Source organism: Aestuariivirga sp., from assembly GCF_046093005.1.
GTDB lineage: Bacteria > Pseudomonadota > Alphaproteobacteria > Rhizobiales > Aestuariivirgaceae > Aestuariivirga.
The window spans coordinates 1-15,522 of record NZ_JBJTER010000021.1; the positions used below are offsets into that span (position 1 = coordinate 1).

Here is a 15,522-nt window from a genome sequence, read left to right on the forward strand (position 1 = left end):
CTGATCGGCGTGCTGTTCGGCTATTTCCCGGCACGCCGCCCCTCCCGCAGCGATCCCCAGCCCCAGCAGGATGCCGATGGCGCCGCCGAACAGCGCCAGCACCACCGCTTCGACCAGGAACTGCGTCAGCACCTGGCGTTCCAGCGCGCCGATTGCCAGCCTGATGCCGATTTCGCGGGTGCGCTCGGTCACCGACACCAGCATGATGTTCATGATACCGATGCCGCCCACCAGCAGCGACACGGCGGCCACCGCGCCCAACAGGCTTGTGAGGATGGTGGTGGTCGATGCCATGGTGGCGGCGATCTGCGTCATGTCACGGATGGTGAAATCATCGTCCTCGCCCGGCACGATGCGGCGGCGCTCGCGCAGCACATCCTGCGCATCACGCTGCACGCGGGCCATGTCGGCGGCTTCCTTGACCGAGATCGAAATGGTGTTGATGCGGTTGTTGCCGGCAATGCGCCGGTGAAAAGTGCGCAACGGCACCACCACGATGGCGTCCTGGTCGCTGCCGAAGGCCGACTGGCCCTTGGAGCCCAGCCGCCCGATCACCTCGCAGGAGAAGTTTCCAAGCCGCAGCCGCTCGCCGATCGGATCCTGCGCGCCGAATAATTCGCGCACGATGGTTGATCCGATCAGGCATACCGACGTGCCCGACCTGACCTCGCCCTCGTTAAAGGGGCGGCCGTCCTCGATGGTCCAGTCCTGAACCGTGAACCAGTCCGAGGTGGTGCCGGTCACCGTCGTGTCATAGTTGAGCGCGCCGAACACCACCTTCACCTGTTTCTGCGCGGTCGGCGCGACGCCCCGCACCCCGGTGAGGTTGTTCTTGAGGGCGGTCACGTCACGTTCGTCGAAGGCCCGGCTGTCGCCGGTGCCGCCGGGGCCGAAAGTGCTCTGCCCGGGCCTGGCGATCAGCATGTTGCTGCCGAGCTTGGCGAGATTCTCGCGCACCTTGTCGGAGGCGCCGGAACCCAGCGTCACCATGGCGATGACCGCGCCCACGCCGATGACGATGCCGAGCAGGGTCAGCACCGAGCGCAAGACGTTGCGGCGGATCGAAGACAGGGCGAGCTTCACCGTTTCCCACAGCATCAGGCGGCCGCCCTGACGCCGTCGCTGGCGATGCGGCCATCGACAAAGTGAATCATGCGGTTGGCATAGGCGGCCATGTCCGGTTCATGGGTGACCATCACCACGGTGATGCCGCGCCCGGCGTTGAGCCGCGTCAGCAGCTCCATGATCTCGTGGCTGCGCTGGGTATCCAGATTGCCGGTGGGCTCGTCGGCGAGCAGCAGCAGCGGATCGGTGACGATGGCGCGGGCAATCGCCACGCGCTGCTGCTGGCCGCCGGAAAGCTCGCCAGGCGTGTGGTGTTCGCGGCCGGCGAGCCCGACCAGCGCCAACGCTTCCGCCGCCCGCTGCCGCCGCTCATGCCGGGCCATGCCGCGGTATATGAGCGGCAGCTCGACATTCTCGATCGCCGTGGTGCGGTTCAGCAGGTTGAAGCCCTGGAACACGAAGCCGATGTAATTGCGGCGCAGGAGCGCCCGCTGGTCCTGGGTCAGCTTCCCGACTTCGACACCCAGAAACCTGAAGCTGCCGCTGCTCGGCCGGTCAAGGCAGCCAATGATGTTCATGGCGGTTGACTTGCCGGACCCCGACGGACCGGTGATGGCGATGAATTCGCCCTGGCGGATCTCCAGATTGACGCCCGCCAGCGCCCGCACCATGCCACCGCCCATGCCGTAGCTGCGGGTGACGTTGTGAAACGAGACGAGCGCTGGTGTGCCGCTCACGGTGCGCCAGCCCTGGAGGACAGGACGACATCGTCTCCCGCCTTGATCTCGCCGGAGAGGATCTGCGTGTCCTTGCCATCCGAGACGCCGGCCCGCACCTTCACCGGCTCCGGCTTGCCGTTTCTCAGAACATGGACGGTGCGCTCGCCATCGGCGGAGGGTGCCGTGGCTTTCTCGGTGCGCGGCATGCGCGGGATGAACAGGCTGGTGATGCTGAAGCCCTGGCCCGAGGCCTGGCGCGGCGGCGCATAGCGAAGCGCGGCATTGGGCACGGTGAGCGCGTCTTTCACCTCTTCGACCAGGATTTGCGCGGTCGCCGTCATGCCGGGGCGGAGCAGCAACTCACTGTTGTCAACGGTAAGGATCGCCTTGTAGGTGACGACATTGTCGGTCACTTCCGGCGAGTATTCGATGGTATCGATCACCGCTGGAAAGCTCTTGCCTGGAAAGGCATCGACCGTGAAGCTGGCGCTCTGGCCGGGCTTCACCTGGCCGATGTCCGCCTCGTCGATGTCTGCTTCGAGCTGCATGCGGGTGAGATCTTCGGCAAGTGTGAACAGCACTGGCGCCTGCAGCGAAGAGGCCACCGTCTGGCCGGGCTCCGCGTCACGCTTCAGCACGATGCCATCGACCGGCGAGAGGATGCGCGTCTTGGTGATGTCGGTTTCCTGCATGGTGAGTTCGGCCTTGGCGACTTCGATGTCGGCCCTGGCCGCGACCACCCCGGCCTCGGCCCGGGACTGGCCGGCGCGCGCGGTGTCGAGATCGGCGGTGGAGGAAATGCCCTGCTTGCTCAGCCGTTCGGCGCGCTTGAAGGCGGTCTGCTTCTCGACCAGCGTCGCCTTGGCGTCCTCGAGCCGGGCCTCGGCGGCGGCCAGCGCCGCCTTGCCGCGGGCCAGTTCCGCCTCCAGCCGTTCGGTGTCAAGCTGGGCCAGCACGTCACCTTTCCTGACGAGGCTGTTGGCCTTTACATTGACTGACCGGATCACGCCGGAACGCTCGCTCGATACATCAACCTGGGTGGTGGGCTGGATGTTGCCGGTGGCCTGCACCTTGACCAGCAGCGTCTTCACGGCGGCCGGCGCCGTGTCATAGCTGATGGCGGTGCCGGAGGTCTGGCGGTTGAGCAGCCACCAGGCGGCCCCCGCCACCAAAGCCGCCAAGAGCAGCAGCCACAGCAAGCGCCAGCCCCAGCGGCTGCGCCGGCTGCGGGGATCGAGGCCGAGGACGGTCTCGATCGGAGGCTGGCCGGGTGGGGATTGAATGTTCATCAACTCCAGGGCTTTCCACTGCGGGCCCCTGGGGGGCCGGCATTTGCAAGGTGTCTCAGCACTGATATGACCCCGCCATGACCGATATCAAGTTCGAAAATCCCGAAGGCCAGCCACCCATTGCCTATCGCATTGATGGGCAAAGCAATCTTGGCCGTTGCGGGATGGTCTGGCTGGGTGGATTCAAGTCCGACATGACGGCGTCCAAGGCCGAGGCGCTGGCGGCGCTGGCGCGTGAGACGCGGCGCCCCTGCCTGCGGTTCGACTATTCTGGTCATGGCGCGTCGCAAGGCCGGTTCCTGGACGGTACGATCTCCGACTGGCTGGCGCAAAGCTGCCATATGTTCCTCACCCATGCTCATGGCCGGCAGATCGTGGTGGGGTCGAGCATGGGTGGCTGGCTGGCGCTGCTGCTCTACCGCCGCCTTCGCCACATCAACCCGCCGGCAGCGCGCCGCATCGCCGGGCTGGTGCTGATCGCGCCCGCCGCCGACATGACGGCCGATCTGATGTGGGACCAGTTTCCGGAACAGGTCCGTGCCGCGCTTCGCGACAAGGGTGTATGGATGCGGCCTTCGCTCTATGGCGAGCCCTATGCCATCACCCAGCGGCTGATCGCCGATGGCGCGGCGCATCTCGTGCTGCCACAGGGTCTCGATATCGATTGCCCGGTGCGCATCCTGCAGGGTGACACTGATCCCGATGTGCCGCCCGCCCATGCGATGAAAGTGTTCGCGGCGTTGCGCGGCGCTGATGTCACGCTGACGCTGGTCAAGGACGGCGACCACCGTCTCTCGACGCCAGGAAACCTGGCGCTGCTGCGCGAGACGGCACTCAGGCTGGCCGAGCGGGCGGACGGGCTTACGCTGTGAGGTCCGCCGCGAGCGTCCGCAGGCCTTCGCGGTAGCTGGGATAGCGCAGGCTCACGCCAAGTTCGCTCTTGATGCGGGTGTTCGAAACCCGCTTCGAGTCAGCGTAGAAACTTCGCGCCATCGGCGACAGCGCGGCTTCCTCGAAAGCGATGGCGGGCGGCACCGTAAGCCCCAGAAGCCTTGCGCCGAATTCCACCACATCCTGCGGCGGGCAGGGTTCGTCGTCGCAGACATTGTAGGCGCGGCCGGGGTGCGGCCGCGCGATGGAGGCTTCCAGCACCGTCGCGATGTCCTCGACATGAATGCGGCTGAAGATCTGGCCCTGTTTGATGACCCGCTTGGCGGTGCCGTCCATCAGCGAGAGCAGCTGGTTGCGGCCAGGCCCATAGATTCCCGCAAGCCTGAACACATGCACCGGAAGGCCATGGCCGCGCCACAAGTCGAGCCACTGGGTTTCGGCGACAACCCGGTTGTGACCACGGGACGTGTTGGGGGTGAGCGGCGTGTCCTCGGTGACGACACCGCCGCCATGATCGCCATAGACACCGGTGGTCGAGAGATAGGCGACCCACTGGAACTGAGGCGCGCGCGCCGCCAAATCGCCGGCGTGGAGCCGCAGCACGGGGTCGCCGTCCTCATCTGGCGGCGCCGAAATCACCACATGGGTGACCCCGTCGAAGGCGGTGGGTGGCAGTGGTTCGGTGCCATCGAAACGCAAGCCCTGATAGCCAAGCGCCGCGATCGCCGCCACGCCGGCGTTACTGCGGCTGGTGGCGGTGATCGCCCAGCCCTGTTGCGCCAGCCGCCGGGCCAGAACCGCCGCAGAAAAGCCAAGGCCCACGCACAACAGCCGGTTCATTCCGCCTCCCATTCCTGACGAACGCTTGCATCGGTTTCACCCGGCAGAGACGTGTTGCGCAAGTCCGCGAAGGCGGCGGCTGGCAGAAGCTGGGTGAGCGCCCACACCGCCATTGCCCGCACCAGTGGCGATGGGTCTCGTGTCAGGGCCTGCACTTGGGGCGCAAGCGTCCGGTCACCACTGTTGCCGGCGGCGATCAGCACATTGCGGATGAACCGGTCACGCCCGGTACGCTTCACGGGCGAGCCCGCGAAAAGATTGCGAAATGCAGCATCATCCAGCGCCAGCAACTGCCTGAGGGGCGGCGCCTGGAGATCGTCGCGGGCCTTGAGCTTCGCCTCCCTCGCCGCAACGGCATATTTGTTCCACGGGCAGACGGCGAGGCAATCGTCGCAGCCATAGATACGGTTTGCCATCAGCTTGCGGAACTGGCGCGGAATATGCCCCTGGTGTTCGATGGTGAGATAGGAAATGCAGCGCCTGGCATCGAGCTCATAGGGCGCGGGAAAGGCCTTGGTCGGGCAGATGTCGAGGCAGGCCCGGCACGAGCCGCAGTGATCGGTCTCCGCTTCATCCGCAACAAGCTCGGCGGTGGTGAGAATGGCGCCAATGAAGAACCACGAGCCCAGCTCGCGGGAGACCAGGTTGGTGTGTTTTCCCTGCCAGCCGAGCCCCGCCCTTTGCGCCAGCGGCTTTTCCATCAGCGGGGCGGTGTCGACGAACACCTTGACCTCGGCCGCCGCCTGCCGCGCCAGCCATTGCGCCAGCCGCTTCAGCTTACCCTTCACCACGTCGTGGTAGTCGCGGTTCAGCGCATAAACGGAGATGACGCCGGCGGATGGGTCCTTGAGCCGTTCCAGCGGGTCGATGTCAGGCGTGTAGGAAAGTGCCAGCATGATGGCCGATCTCGCCTCTGGCCAAAGCCTGAGCGGGTTCGACCGGCGTTCTTCGGTCTCGGCCATCCAGCCCATGCCGCCGTGCCGGCCGTCCGCGATGAAGTCTCGCAGGCGTTTGGCCGTCAGTGGATCGTCCGCCACCCGGGCAATGCGGATGGCGGCAAAGCCTTCGGCGGCGGCTTTCTCCCGGATGCCCAGCGCGAGCCCGGCCACGGTCAGAAATCGAGATCGGCATAATGCGCGCCTGGCGCCACCCCGCGGATCGAATCCGACAGCAGCGGCCGGAACGAAGGGCGCGATTTCATCCGCTGGTACCAGGATTTCGCCACCGGGTAGCGGAACCACGGCACGTCATCGAAGTAGTCGATGACTGAAAGATGAGCAGCCGCTGCCAGATCGGCCATCGAAAGCTGTTCGCCGGCAAGCCAGGCGCGGCGGTCGGCCAGGTAGCTGACATAATCCAGGTGCTCGCGCAGATTCGACATTGCCTGCCGCACACGGGCGGTATCCGGGCCGCCGCCGCCATTGGCCCGCGGCAGAAAACGGCGGATCAGCTTTTCGGTGATCATCGGCTCACTGACCTCCGCGTAGAACTTCCCGTCGAACCAGCTTACCAGGCGGCGAACCTCGGCCCGCTCGAATGACGTGCCCGGGATGAGCGAGATACGCGCCGACCTGGTCTCCTCGAGAAACTCGCCGATCGCCTCGACGCCGCAGATCGGCGCGTCGGCGCCGGCAAGAAAGATCGGCACGGTGCCGGCCGGATTGATCTCATAGATGGCCGCGCTGGGATTCCACGGGTCCTCCTCGATCAGTTCGACGACGACTCCGTACTCGGCGCAGGCCAGGCGCAGGCGGCGGCTGAACGGATCGAGCGTAAAATGGATGAGCGATGACATGTTAGGAAGATATTAACCCTGACCTCGGCAACTCGGGGCTGTTACGGCAGGTCCCTGCCGCAATTACGCCGCTCGACAGTGGCGTATAAGACCCTGCCGCCCCTTGCGGCAAGCAAATCCGACTGGCCAGGCAACATCCTGGAGGAGCCCGCCCTTGCTCATTCTTCAGATCGTCGTTCTGGCCTTCATCCAGGGAATCACTGAATTCCTTCCAATTTCCTCTTCCGGCCACCTGCTGCTGGTGCCGGCCGTCACCGGCTGGCCGGACCAGGGGCTGCTCACCGATGTCATGGTGCACATGGGTTCGTTCCTGGCGGTGGTGGTATATTTCTGGCGCGATTGCCTCAACCTTCTGGCCGGCGGCTTTGACCTGTTGCGTGGGCGGGTGACGGCGTGGGGGCGGCTGGCGCTGCTGATCGTGCTTGGCACCATCCCCGCCGTGCTGTTCGGCCTGTTCCTCGACGAGATCGGTTTCATGGACGTGGTCCGGCAGATGCCGGTGATTGTCGCCTGGAACGCCATCGTGTTCGGAATCCTGCTCTATCTTTGCGATCGCTTCGGGCTTTCCGCGCGGCGAATGTCGGACATGACCTGGCTTCCGGCGCTGATCATCGGCATGGCGCAGGCGGTGGCGATCATTCCCGGCGTCAGCCGTTCCGGCATCACAATGACCGCCGCGCGGGCCCTGGGCTTCGAACGCCCCGAAGCGGCGCGCTTCGCCTTTCTTCTCGGAATTCCGGCGATTGCCGGCGCCGGCGTGCTGAAGCTGGGCGATGCAGTGTCGAGTGGCGCGCCGATCACCTTCAGCATGGTGCTGACGGCGGTTCTCACCTTTTTCGTGGCGCTTGGCACCATCACCGTGCTGATGCGCATGGTCCGGCACGTCAGCTTCCTGCCCTTCGCCATCTACCGCGTGGCGCTTGGGGTGGTGCTGCTGGCGGTGATTTATTCCGGAATTCCCTTGGGCGCGGTGAACTGACCGGCCTTGCGGTAACGGTAGAGATAACCCGGCACGATGCCCTCGATGCCCTGCGGCGTAATGCCGAGCCCCTCCAGCGTACGATGCTCGCGGCGCGCCGCGGCGCTGACCACGTTGTCGGTCTTGAGAAGTTCGACCTGATCGAGGGTGAGCAGCGGTTTCGGCAAGAGGCCGAGGACAGCCGCCTGCAGCTTGGCCACGCTCCAGGGCACGGTGACCAGCAGGCGTTTGCGCTCGATGGTGTCCAGCGTGAATGCCATGAGCTGGCGGAAGCTCAGAACCTCGGGTCCGCCGAGCTCATAGGTTTTGCCATCCGCGTCGCCGCGGTCGATGAGCCGCGCCACCGCCTCGCCGATGTCGCCCGCAAACACCGGCGCGAACCTGGTTTCACCGCCGCCGATCAGCGGCAGGAAGGGCGCGAAGCGCGCCATGTCGGCGAAACGGTTGAAGAACGAGTCCTCCGGCCCGAACACGATCGACGGGCGCAGCACGATGGCGCCAGGGAACTGCTCCCGCGCGCGCCGCTCGCCCTCCGCCTTGCTGCGGGCATATGCGGCCCCACTGTTCGGGTCAGCCCCGATCGCCGACATCTGGATGAACAGCCTGGCCTTTGCGTTCGTCGCGGCCCGCGCGGAGGCCTCGGCCCCGAACGTGTGCACCGCATCGAAGCTTTGGGCTCCGGCCGAATAGAGGACGCCCGTGAGGTTGATGACGGCATAGGCGCCCGCGCAGGCGGCCGTCAGCGAGGCCGGATAGCGTACATTGGCCTGCACCATCATGATCTGGCCGGGATTGCCCAGAGGTTGCAGATGGCCGGCGAGATCCGGCCGCCTGCAGCCAACCCGGATGCGGTAGCCGCGCCGCGCCAGCGCCCTTACGATGTGCCGGCCGAGAAAGCCCGATCCGCCGATGATGGTGATGAGTCTGTCGGAAGGCTGAACCAGCAAGGACATCACTCCGGATATTGTTTTGCAGCGCCTTTTAGCCCCCCGTCCGCACCAATGCAAAGGTCTCGGCGACTTTGGTTGACAGCCCGGTTCCGCCTCTCTAAGAGACCGGAACGAAAGCCCAGATGGCGGAATTGGTAGACGCACTAGTTTCAGGTACTAGCGCCGCGAGGCGTGGAGGTTCGAGTCCTCTTCTGGGCACCATTTCCCAAGGCAGTGCAAGCAGCGGGACGCTCTGATGGCCATCAAGCTTTACAAGGGCGACCTGCCTGGTGGCCTTGATTTCGGACCGGCCGTCGCGGTCGACACCGAAACCCTCGGGCTCATTCCCCGGCGCGACAAGCTGTGCCTGGTGCAGCTCTCCTCCGGCGATGGCAACGCCCATCTCGTGCAACTCGACCGCACGAGCTACGATGCGCCCAATCTCAAGACGCTGCTCGCCAACCCTGACGTGATGAAAATTTTTCATTTCGCGCGCTTCGACGTGGCGGTGATCAAGTATTACCTCGGCATCGACGTGGCGCCGCTCTACTGCACCAAGATCGCCTCCAGGCTCACCCGCACCTATACCGACCGCCACGGCCTAAAGGACCTCATCAAGGAACTGCTCGGCATCGAACTCAACAAGCAGCAGCAGAGCTCCGACTGGGGAGCACATGTGCTGTCCGACGCCCAGAAGCAATATGCCGCGCAGGATGTGATCTATCTCCATGAACTGAAGGCCCGGCTCGATCAGATGCTGGCGAGGGAAGGGCGGACCGATGTGGCCCGCGCCTGCTTTGCCTTCCTTCCGGCGCGTGCCGCCCTCGATCTTGCCGGCTGGACGGAGGAGGATGTCTTTGCCCACTGACCATGCCGGCAGGGCGTTGCGCACCGCCAGTCTGGCGCGCTTTTTCAGCTGGCTGGCTGCCGCCATCGGCATAGGCTTTGTTGTGCTCTTTCTTGCGCAGGCCGGTTTGTTCCGCGCCCTGATGCCAAAGCAAGAAGCGGCACCGGCTCCGGTTGTTGAACCCGACCGGATCACCGCCGACTCATCGACCGTCACCGGCATCGATGATGAGCGCCAGCCCTATGAGGTGAAAGCAAAACGCGGCTGGCAAGACGAAAAGATGCCGAACCTTGTGTTTCTTGAAGCGCCTCAGGGCAAGTTTCAGAGAGCCTCTGGCGGCGCTCTTACGATTTCCGCCGCCGCCGGAAAATATGACACTGAAAACAAGACTTTGAAGCTCAAGAACAACGTTGTTCTCGCGCAGGGCAGCCGCTTTGCCGCCCGGATGGATGAGGCCCAGATTACCGTTCGGGAAAAGAAGCTGCTCTCCAACTCAAAAGTGCGGGCCACTTTCGGGCCCGGCGGAACGGTTGAGGCGAACGGCATTCAAATATCCGATGACGGGGCTCGAATTCTGTTCTTGAATGGAGTGAGGGCGCGTTTCGACGCCACTTCTGGAAAGGGAGACACCGTCCAATGACCAAGAGTCTGGCCACTTTCTGCGCCGCCGCGGCGTTTCTGATGGCCTGGGAGCCTGCCGTTGCCGAGACCCAGCAGCCCGCCACCCAGGCTGGTGCTGCCGCTGAAGCGCCGGCACCGGTGGACGTCGCCGCCAACGAAATGGAAATCCTCGATAAGGAGAAGAAGGCGATCTTCCGCGGAGAGGTGGACGCCACGCGCGGGACCACCAACCTCAAGTCTGATGAACTGACCGTCACCTATTCCGAAGTGAAGCAGCCCGACGGCACCACCAAGACGGATGCAACTGACCTTGATGCCAGGGGCAACGTGACCATCACGACGCCGAACGAGACCATTACCGGCGACTGGGCGAAATACAATCCCCAGACGGATATGCTCACCGTGGGCGGCAACGTCAAGCTGGTGCAAGGCAAGACCGTGCTCACCGGCAATGAACTGAAGGCGGACCTCAAGACCAGCAAGACCCAGATGACCGGCGGCAGGGTCAAGGGCAGTTTTGTTCCCCAGTGAACCATTTATCGAATGTCAATGTCTTGGACGGAAACTGCCTTGGCGCATGACGAAGACAATGTGACGGCCGCGCAGACGAAGCCGGCCAGGCCGCAGGGCCTGGTGGTGGAGGGGCTGCGGAAGTCCTATCGCCGGCGGCCCGTGGTGCGGGACGTCTCGCTCTCCGTCAAGCGTGGTGAAGCTGTGGGACTTCTGGGACCCAATGGCGCCGGCAAGACGACGGTGTTCTATATGATCACTGGCCTCATTGCCGCCGACAGCGGCCGGATCAGCCTCGACGGCGCGGATATCACCCACCTGCCCATGTACCGGCGGGCCAGGCTGGGAATCGGCTATCTGGCGCAGGAAAGCTCGATCTTCCGCGGCCTCACCGTTGAGGAAAATATCAGCGCTGTGCTTGAACTCACCGAGAAGTCGAAAGCAAAGCGCGAGGCCAAGCTACGTGAGTTGCTCGATGAGTTTTCCATCGCCCGAATCAGGAATTCGCCGGCTGTTGCGCTTTCTGGCGGTGAGCGCCGCCGCGTGGAAATCGCCCGCGCCCTCGCCGCCGAGCCCGAATTCATGCTGCTCGACGAACCCTTCGCCGGCATTGACCCGATTGCGATCAGCGATATCCGCAACCTGGTGCGTCAGCTCACCTCTCGGGGAATCGGGGTGCTTGTTACGGATCACAACGTGCGCGAAACCCTTGAACTCATCGACAAGGCCCTCATCATCCATGAGGGCCAGGTCCTGACCGAGGGAACCCCGCAGGAGATCGTCAGCAACCCGGATGTCCGGCGCTACTATCTTGGCGCCGATTTCAGCCTTTGAGAGGCTAGAGAAGCGCCATGGCGCTGAAACAGAGACTTGAGCTTCGCCAGGGCCAGTCCCTGGTGATGACCCCGCAGCTGCAGCAGGCCATTAAGCTGTTGCAGATGTCGAACATCGAACTTCAGGCCTTTGTCGACCAGGAACTCGAACGCAACCCGCTGCTGGAGCGCGACGAGCGTGGCGAAATCCAGAACCGTCTCTCGGAAACCGGGGAAGCCCAACCGGACATGGTCAACGCGCTGCAGTCCTCGGCTGCGCCCGAGGAGCGCCTGCGCACGCTCGATACCGATCTCGACAATGTCTACACCCATGAGTCACGCGCCGATGCCGCCAACCGCGAGGCTGCGGACGGACCGCGGGATTCAGGCTGGTCGTCGCTCAGGCCGCAAGGCGGGGGTTCGCTTAACGCCGAGGACCTCGATCTTGCCGCCACCCTCACCAGGCAGCCAACCCTGGCGGAGCACCTGACCGATCAAATGAACCTTTTGCTGACCAACCCCGGCGAGCGGCTCATCGGCCAGCACCTGATCGGCATGCTGAACGAGGCGGGCTATCTCACATCGGATACCGCCAGCATGGCCGAGACGCTCGGCACGTCAGCCGCCCATGTGGAAGCGGTGCTGAAGAAGCTGCAAGCCGTCGATCCGCCCGGCGTGTTCGCCCGTGATCTCCGCGAATGCCTGGCCTTGCAGCTGAAGGACCGTGACCGTTTCGACCCGGCCATGGAAACGCTGCTTGCGCATCTCGATCTGGTCGCCCGGCGCGACTATGCGGCCCTCAAGGGCCTCTGCCGTGTCGATCCCGAGGACCTTCAGGACATGATCGCCGAACTGCGCCGGCTCAACCCGAAGCCGGGGCACGCCTTCGGCTCCGAACCGGTGCAGCCGGTGATACCGGATGTTCTGGTGCGGGCCGCTCCAGACGGCAGCTGGATCGTCGAACTCAACACCGAGACGCTGCCGCGCGTCCTGATCAACAACCAGTATATGGCGCAGGTTTCCGCCACGGCCGCGCGAAGCGAAGACAAGGTCTATCTGTCGGAGTGCCAGGCCAATGCCGCCTGGCTGGTGAAGAGCCTCGATCAGCGGGCCCGCACCATTCTGAAAGTGGCCCGCGAGATCGTCCGCCAGCAGGACGCCTTCCTGCTCCTGGGGGTGCAGCATCTCCGGCCGCTCAACCTCAAGACCGTGGCCGCGGCCATCGAGATGCACGAATCGACGGTTAGCCGTGTGACGTCCAACAAATACATGTCCACGACGCGCGGCATCTTCGAGCTCAAATATTTCTTCACAGCCGCCATTGCCTCGTCCGAGATGGAGGGTGACGCGCATTCGGCGGAAGCCGTCCGCCACCGTATCCGGGAACTCATAACCGCGGAGGGCGAAGACATCCTTTCCGATGACACGATTGTCGAGAAACTCAAGGCCGCCGGCATCGATATCGCCCGGCGGACTGTTGCCAAGTATAGAGAAAGCTTAGGGATTCCGTCTTCGGTTCAGCGCCGGCGCGAAGTTCGTGCAAAGCGGGCGCAGGAGCGTTGACGTGGACAAGCCGCTCCACTACGGTCCGCCGGCTTTGTGCGGATGCGTTCGAAATGTTGCACTGCAAAAGCCTGGCCATGCAGGTTTCGCACAAGCTTGACGGACCAGTTGACGGATCAAGTGAACGTGGCCATCTGTGTAGGTCTGCGAAGCGGGGGTTTTGCGATCATGATGAAGTCCGACACGTCCAGCCGGCGTCTGGCCTGAAGCCAGGACCGCGCGCATGATGCTCGACTTCCTCATCGACAGGCAATCTGTTCTGGCCAGCCTCAAGGTTCAGAACAAGAAGCAGCTGCTGCAGGAGCTATCCCAGGCGATGGCCAATCGCGTGGCGATTGATCACCGCCTGATTTTCGAGACATTGCTGAAGCGGGAGAAACTGGGGTCCACCGGCATTGGCCAGGGCATCGCCATTCCGCATGGCAAGCTGCCATCGATCTCGCGCGTTTATGGGCTGTTTGCTAGGCTTGCCACGCCGATTGACTTCGATTCGGTTGATGGCCAGCCCGTCGATCTGGTGTTCGTGCTTCTGGCGCCTGAACATGCCGGCGCCGACCACCTGAAGGCGCTGGCCCGCATCTCCCGGCTGCTGCGCGATGCTTCGGTGGTGGCCAAGCTGCGCGGCACCGAGGATGCGGAAGGGCTCTATGCGATCCTCACCGAGCCCGCCGCGAACCCTGCCCCCAGCGCCTCCGCGGCGTGATTTTCGGTCAGTGCACGCTCATCGCCATCAGTTCATGCTCGAAGGCGCTGCCGAGCGCCGCCTCGCGCGAGGCTGAGATCGACACCGGCGTGCCATCGGCATTGTACAGGCAATAGAGCTTGGAATTCGGCGCCACATTGTGCTGCGCGCCGAGCAGACGCCGGGCCTCCTGGACCTCGATTTCGCGAATGTAGCCCAGGGCACCCTCGCCAAGCAGCGCCAGATCCTGTGGCGTCAGGTCGACAGTTTTCTTGTTCTCCATAAGCTTACCCTCCAATCTGAATACGGCGGACCACCCGCCGCGGTTCCGGTCTCTCGAGATGAAGCTCCAGAAGGCCATTTTCCAATCGCGCCCCGGTCACATCCATGCCGTCGGCCAGCAGGAAGGTGCGGGTGAACTGCCGCGCGGCGATGCCGCGGTGCAGGTAGGACTTGCCGTCCTCTTCCCTCTGGCGGCCACGGATGACGAGCTGGTTCTCCTCGACCGTCACGTCGAGTTCGTCGCGGCTGAAGCCAGCCACGGCCAGCGTGATGCGCAGCCGTTCGGCCTCGCCCTCCGCCCGCGGCAGGCGTTCGATGTTGTAGGGCGGGTAACCGTCGCCCGCGGTCTTGGACGCCCGGTCGAGCATCCGTTCCAGCTCATCGAAGCCGAGCAGGAGAGGCGATGAAAACATAGACAGTCGAGACATTTTGCCCTCGTCAAGCAGCAACCTGGCCGGAACCCTGAACAGGCATTCCTAGCTTCTCCCGTCATATGTGGAGCGCGTCCTCCGGAATCAAGACACCGCCCTTGACCGTGGCGGGCGCGCGGTGTTTGATCCTCATTCAAGGGTCCGGGCTTCGCCCGCGGCTCGACCGGGCATCCATAACAGGGAGAAGATCGATGTTCAGACGTGTGTTTCTCGGCGCTGCCGCCGCGCTGACCTTGTCGGCCGCCACCGCCTTGGCCGCTGACACCAAACCGGCCATCGTGTTCGACATCGGCGGCAAGTTCGACAAGTCCTTCAACGAGAGCATGTTCAACGGCTCGGAGAAGTTCAAGGCCGAGACCGGCATCGACTACGGCTCGTTCGAGATCGCCAATGAGGCACAGCGCGAACAGGCGATCCGCAACTTCGCCGACCAGGGCTATTCGCCGATCATCGCCGCCGGTTTCGCCCAGGCGGCCGCGGTGGAGAAGGTCGCCAAGGAATATCCGGACCTGAATTTCGCCATCGTCGACATGGTGGTGGATCTCCCCAACGTCCAGTCCATCGTGTTCAAGGAGCATGAAGGCTCCTATCTCGTCGGGCTGCTCGCCGGCATGGCCAGCAAGTCCGGCAAGGTCGGGTTCGTGGGCGGCATGGATATTCCGCTGATCCGCAAGTTCGGCTGCGGCTATGCCCAGGGCGTCAAGGCGGCGCGTGCCGACGCCACCATCTTCCAGAACATGACCGGCGATACCGGCGCTGCCTGGAACGACCCCGTCAAGGGCGGCGAAATCACCAAGGGCCAGATGGCCCAGGGCGCGGACGTCGTCTACGCCGCGGCGGGCGCCACCGGCCTTGGCGTTCTCCAGGCCGCCGCTGACGGCGGCGCGCTGTCGATCGGCGTCGACGCCAACCAGAACTACCTCCACCCCGGCAAGGTGCTCACCTCGATGCTGAAGCGCGTCGATGTGGCGGTCTACAACGTGATGAAATCGGGCAAGGAGGGCACCTTCAAGCCGGGCATCCTGTCGCTGGGCCTCGCCGAGGATGGTGTGGGCTATGCCATGGACGACAACAACAAGCCGCTGGTGACGGCGGAGATGCAGGCCGCCGCTGAGAAGGCGAAGGCCGACATCATCTCGGGCGCCATCAAGGTGCATGACTACACCACCGACAACAGCTGCCCGGTGCAGTAACCGGTAAGCGCCTCGCCGCTTCCCCGCTTGCCGGGGAGGCGGCACAGCCGGGCCTGACGGACCAACCCGGAAAA

18 protein-coding genes and 1 tRNA gene are annotated in these 15,522 nt (G+C 64.2%); 10 read left to right on the top strand and 9 right to left on the bottom strand.

Features of this window, described 5'->3' with window-relative positions:
- The 3 genes from ACKOED_RS00950 to ACKOED_RS00960 all read right to left on the bottom strand — a co-directional run.
- Nucleotides 1-1,098: ABC transporter permease (locus ACKOED_RS00950; RefSeq protein WP_408914699.1), on the bottom strand; the 1,098-nt coding region annotated here is incomplete at its 3' end.
- Complete coding sequence (locus ACKOED_RS00955; protein ID WP_408914750.1) at nucleotides 1,098-1,748, bottom strand: ABC transporter ATP-binding protein; 651 nt, start codon at nucleotides 1,746-1,748, stop codon at nucleotides 1,098-1,100. The genes ACKOED_RS00955 and ACKOED_RS00950, both read right to left, overlap by 1 nt.
- A gap of 50 nt (nucleotides 1,749-1,798) precedes the next feature.
- On the bottom strand, nucleotides 1,799-3,073 hold the full coding sequence (locus ACKOED_RS00960; protein WP_408914700.1) for an efflux RND transporter periplasmic adaptor subunit: 1,275 nt from the start codon (nucleotides 3,071-3,073) through the stop codon (nucleotides 1,799-1,801).
- Between the two features lie 77 nt (nucleotides 3,074-3,150).
- On the opposite strand from ACKOED_RS00960, the gene ACKOED_RS00965 reads away from it, so the two are divergent.
- Nucleotides 3,151-3,945, top strand: coding sequence for an alpha/beta hydrolase (locus ACKOED_RS00965; RefSeq protein WP_408914701.1), 795 nt, complete (start codon nucleotides 3,151-3,153; stop codon nucleotides 3,943-3,945).
- Here the strand turns inward: ACKOED_RS00965 and ACKOED_RS00970 are convergent.
- Genes ACKOED_RS00970 through ACKOED_RS00980 form a run of 3 tightly spaced genes read right to left on the bottom strand, consistent with a single transcriptional unit; the run spans nucleotide 3,935 to nucleotide 6,599 of the window.
- Entirely contained in the window at nucleotides 3,935-4,804 is an 870-nt protein-coding gene (locus ACKOED_RS00970; protein WP_408914702.1) for an SDR family oxidoreductase, read from the bottom strand. The genes ACKOED_RS00965 and ACKOED_RS00970 overlap by 11 nt on opposite strands.
- Nucleotides 4,801-5,913, bottom strand: a complete 1,113-nt coding sequence (gene queG, locus ACKOED_RS00975; RefSeq protein ID WP_408914703.1) for a tRNA epoxyqueuosine(34) reductase QueG — start codon at nucleotides 5,911-5,913, stop codon at nucleotides 4,801-4,803. Before queG ends, ACKOED_RS00970 begins: the two co-directional genes overlap by 4 nt.
- 2 nt (nucleotides 5,914-5,915) lie before the next feature.
- Nucleotides 5,916-6,599 (bottom strand): glutathione S-transferase family protein, encoded by a 684-nt coding sequence (locus ACKOED_RS00980; RefSeq protein ID WP_408914704.1) that lies wholly within the window; start codon nucleotides 6,597-6,599, stop codon nucleotides 5,916-5,918.
- Between the two features lie 154 nt (nucleotides 6,600-6,753).
- Between ACKOED_RS00980 and ACKOED_RS00985 the strand changes: the two genes are divergently transcribed.
- On the top strand, nucleotides 6,754-7,578 hold the full coding sequence (locus ACKOED_RS00985; protein WP_408914705.1) for an undecaprenyl-diphosphate phosphatase: 825 nt from the start codon (nucleotides 6,754-6,756) through the stop codon (nucleotides 7,576-7,578).
- On the opposite strand, the gene ACKOED_RS00990 is transcribed toward ACKOED_RS00985, so the two are convergent.
- On the bottom strand, nucleotides 7,545-8,522 hold the full coding sequence (locus ACKOED_RS00990) for a complex I NDUFA9 subunit family protein (RefSeq protein ID WP_408914751.1): 978 nt from the start codon (nucleotides 8,520-8,522) through the stop codon (nucleotides 7,545-7,547). The genes ACKOED_RS00985 and ACKOED_RS00990 overlap by 34 nt on opposite strands.
- Nucleotides 8,523-8,644: 122 nt before the next feature.
- On the opposite strand from ACKOED_RS00990, the gene ACKOED_RS00995 reads away from it, so the two are divergent.
- From ACKOED_RS00995 to ptsN, 7 genes are all read left to right on the top strand, one after another.
- A tRNA-Leu gene (locus tag ACKOED_RS00995) sits at nucleotides 8,645-8,729 on the top strand.
- 34 nt (nucleotides 8,730-8,763) lie between these two features.
- Nucleotides 8,764-9,375 carry a ribonuclease D gene (locus ACKOED_RS01000; protein WP_408914706.1) on the top strand — a complete coding sequence of 204 codons (612 nt, stop codon included), beginning with the start codon at nucleotides 8,764-8,766 and terminating at the stop codon, nucleotides 9,373-9,375.
- Entirely contained in the window at nucleotides 9,359-9,994 is a 636-nt protein-coding gene (lptC, locus tag ACKOED_RS01005) for an LPS export ABC transporter periplasmic protein LptC (protein ID WP_408914707.1), read from the top strand. Before ACKOED_RS01000 ends, lptC begins: the two co-directional genes overlap by 17 nt.
- On the top strand, nucleotides 9,991-10,506 hold the full coding sequence (locus tag ACKOED_RS01010) for an LptA/OstA family protein (RefSeq protein WP_408914708.1): 516 nt from the start codon (nucleotides 9,991-9,993) through the stop codon (nucleotides 10,504-10,506). Before lptC ends, ACKOED_RS01010 begins: the two co-directional genes overlap by 4 nt.
- Nucleotides 10,507-10,545: 39 nt before the next feature.
- Entirely contained in the window at nucleotides 10,546-11,319 is a 774-nt protein-coding gene (lptB, locus tag ACKOED_RS01015) for an LPS export ABC transporter ATP-binding protein (RefSeq protein ID WP_408914709.1), read from the top strand.
- A 17-nt stretch (nucleotides 11,320-11,336) separates the two neighbouring features.
- Nucleotides 11,337-12,860, top strand: a complete 1,524-nt coding sequence (gene rpoN / locus ACKOED_RS01020) for an RNA polymerase factor sigma-54 (RefSeq protein WP_408914710.1) — start codon at nucleotides 11,337-11,339, stop codon at nucleotides 12,858-12,860.
- Between the two features lie 223 nt (nucleotides 12,861-13,083).
- Nucleotides 13,084-13,563, top strand: a complete 480-nt coding sequence (gene ptsN / locus ACKOED_RS01025) for a PTS IIA-like nitrogen regulatory protein PtsN (protein WP_408914711.1) — start codon at nucleotides 13,084-13,086, stop codon at nucleotides 13,561-13,563.
- A 7-nt stretch (nucleotides 13,564-13,570) separates the two neighbouring features.
- Here ptsN and ACKOED_RS01030 read toward each other — a convergent pair whose 3' ends face one another.
- Both ACKOED_RS01030 and ACKOED_RS01035 read right to left on the bottom strand, forming a co-directional pair.
- Nucleotides 13,571-13,825 (bottom strand): DUF1150 family protein, encoded by a 255-nt coding sequence (locus ACKOED_RS01030; RefSeq protein WP_408914712.1) that lies wholly within the window; start codon nucleotides 13,823-13,825, stop codon nucleotides 13,571-13,573.
- Between the two features lie 4 nt (nucleotides 13,826-13,829).
- Entirely contained in the window at nucleotides 13,830-14,252 is a 423-nt protein-coding gene (locus tag ACKOED_RS01035; protein WP_408914713.1) for an Hsp20 family protein, read from the bottom strand.
- A gap of 194 nt (nucleotides 14,253-14,446) precedes the next feature.
- On the opposite strand from ACKOED_RS01035, the gene ACKOED_RS01040 reads away from it, so the two are divergent.
- A complete protein-coding gene (locus tag ACKOED_RS01040; protein ID WP_408914714.1) occupies nucleotides 14,447-15,448 on the top strand; it encodes a BMP family protein in 1,002 nt (333 codons plus the stop codon).
- Nucleotides 15,449-15,522 lie beyond the last annotated feature (74 nt).

Coding starts and splice junctions, on each gene's coding strand:
- ACKOED_RS00970 (WP_408914702.1), bottom strand. CDS start 4,804: ATGAACCGGCTGTTGTGCGTGGGCCTTGGCTTTTCTGCGGCGGTTCTG.
- ACKOED_RS00960 (WP_408914700.1), bottom strand. CDS start 3,073: ATGAACATTCAATCCCCACCCGGCCAGCCTCCGATCGAGACCGTCCTC.
- ACKOED_RS00980 (WP_408914704.1), bottom strand. CDS start 6,599: ATGTCATCGCTCATCCATTTTACGCTCGATCCGTTCAGCCGCCGCCTG.
- ptsN (WP_408914711.1), top strand. CDS start 13,084: ATGATGCTCGACTTCCTCATCGACAGGCAATCTGTTCTGGCCAGCCTC.
- ACKOED_RS01000 (WP_408914706.1), top strand. CDS start 8,764: ATGGCCATCAAGCTTTACAAGGGCGACCTGCCTGGTGGCCTTGATTTC.
- ACKOED_RS01010 (WP_408914708.1), top strand. CDS start 9,991: ATGACCAAGAGTCTGGCCACTTTCTGCGCCGCCGCGGCGTTTCTGATG.
- ACKOED_RS01040 (WP_408914714.1), top strand. CDS start 14,447: ATGTTCAGACGTGTGTTTCTCGGCGCTGCCGCCGCGCTGACCTTGTCG.
- ACKOED_RS00965 (WP_408914701.1), top strand. CDS start 3,151: ATGACCGATATCAAGTTCGAAAATCCCGAAGGCCAGCCACCCATTGCC.
- lptC (WP_408914707.1), top strand. CDS start 9,359: ATGTCTTTGCCCACTGACCATGCCGGCAGGGCGTTGCGCACCGCCAGT.
- ACKOED_RS01035 (WP_408914713.1), bottom strand. CDS start 14,252: ATGTCTCGACTGTCTATGTTTTCATCGCCTCTCCTGCTCGGCTTCGAT.
- ACKOED_RS01030 (WP_408914712.1), bottom strand. CDS start 13,825: ATGGAGAACAAGAAAACTGTCGACCTGACGCCACAGGATCTGGCGCTG.
- ACKOED_RS00955 (WP_408914750.1), bottom strand. CDS start 1,748: ATGGGCGGTGGCATGGTGCGGGCGCTGGCGGGCGTCAATCTGGAGATC.
- rpoN (WP_408914710.1), top strand. CDS start 11,337: ATGGCGCTGAAACAGAGACTTGAGCTTCGCCAGGGCCAGTCCCTGGTG.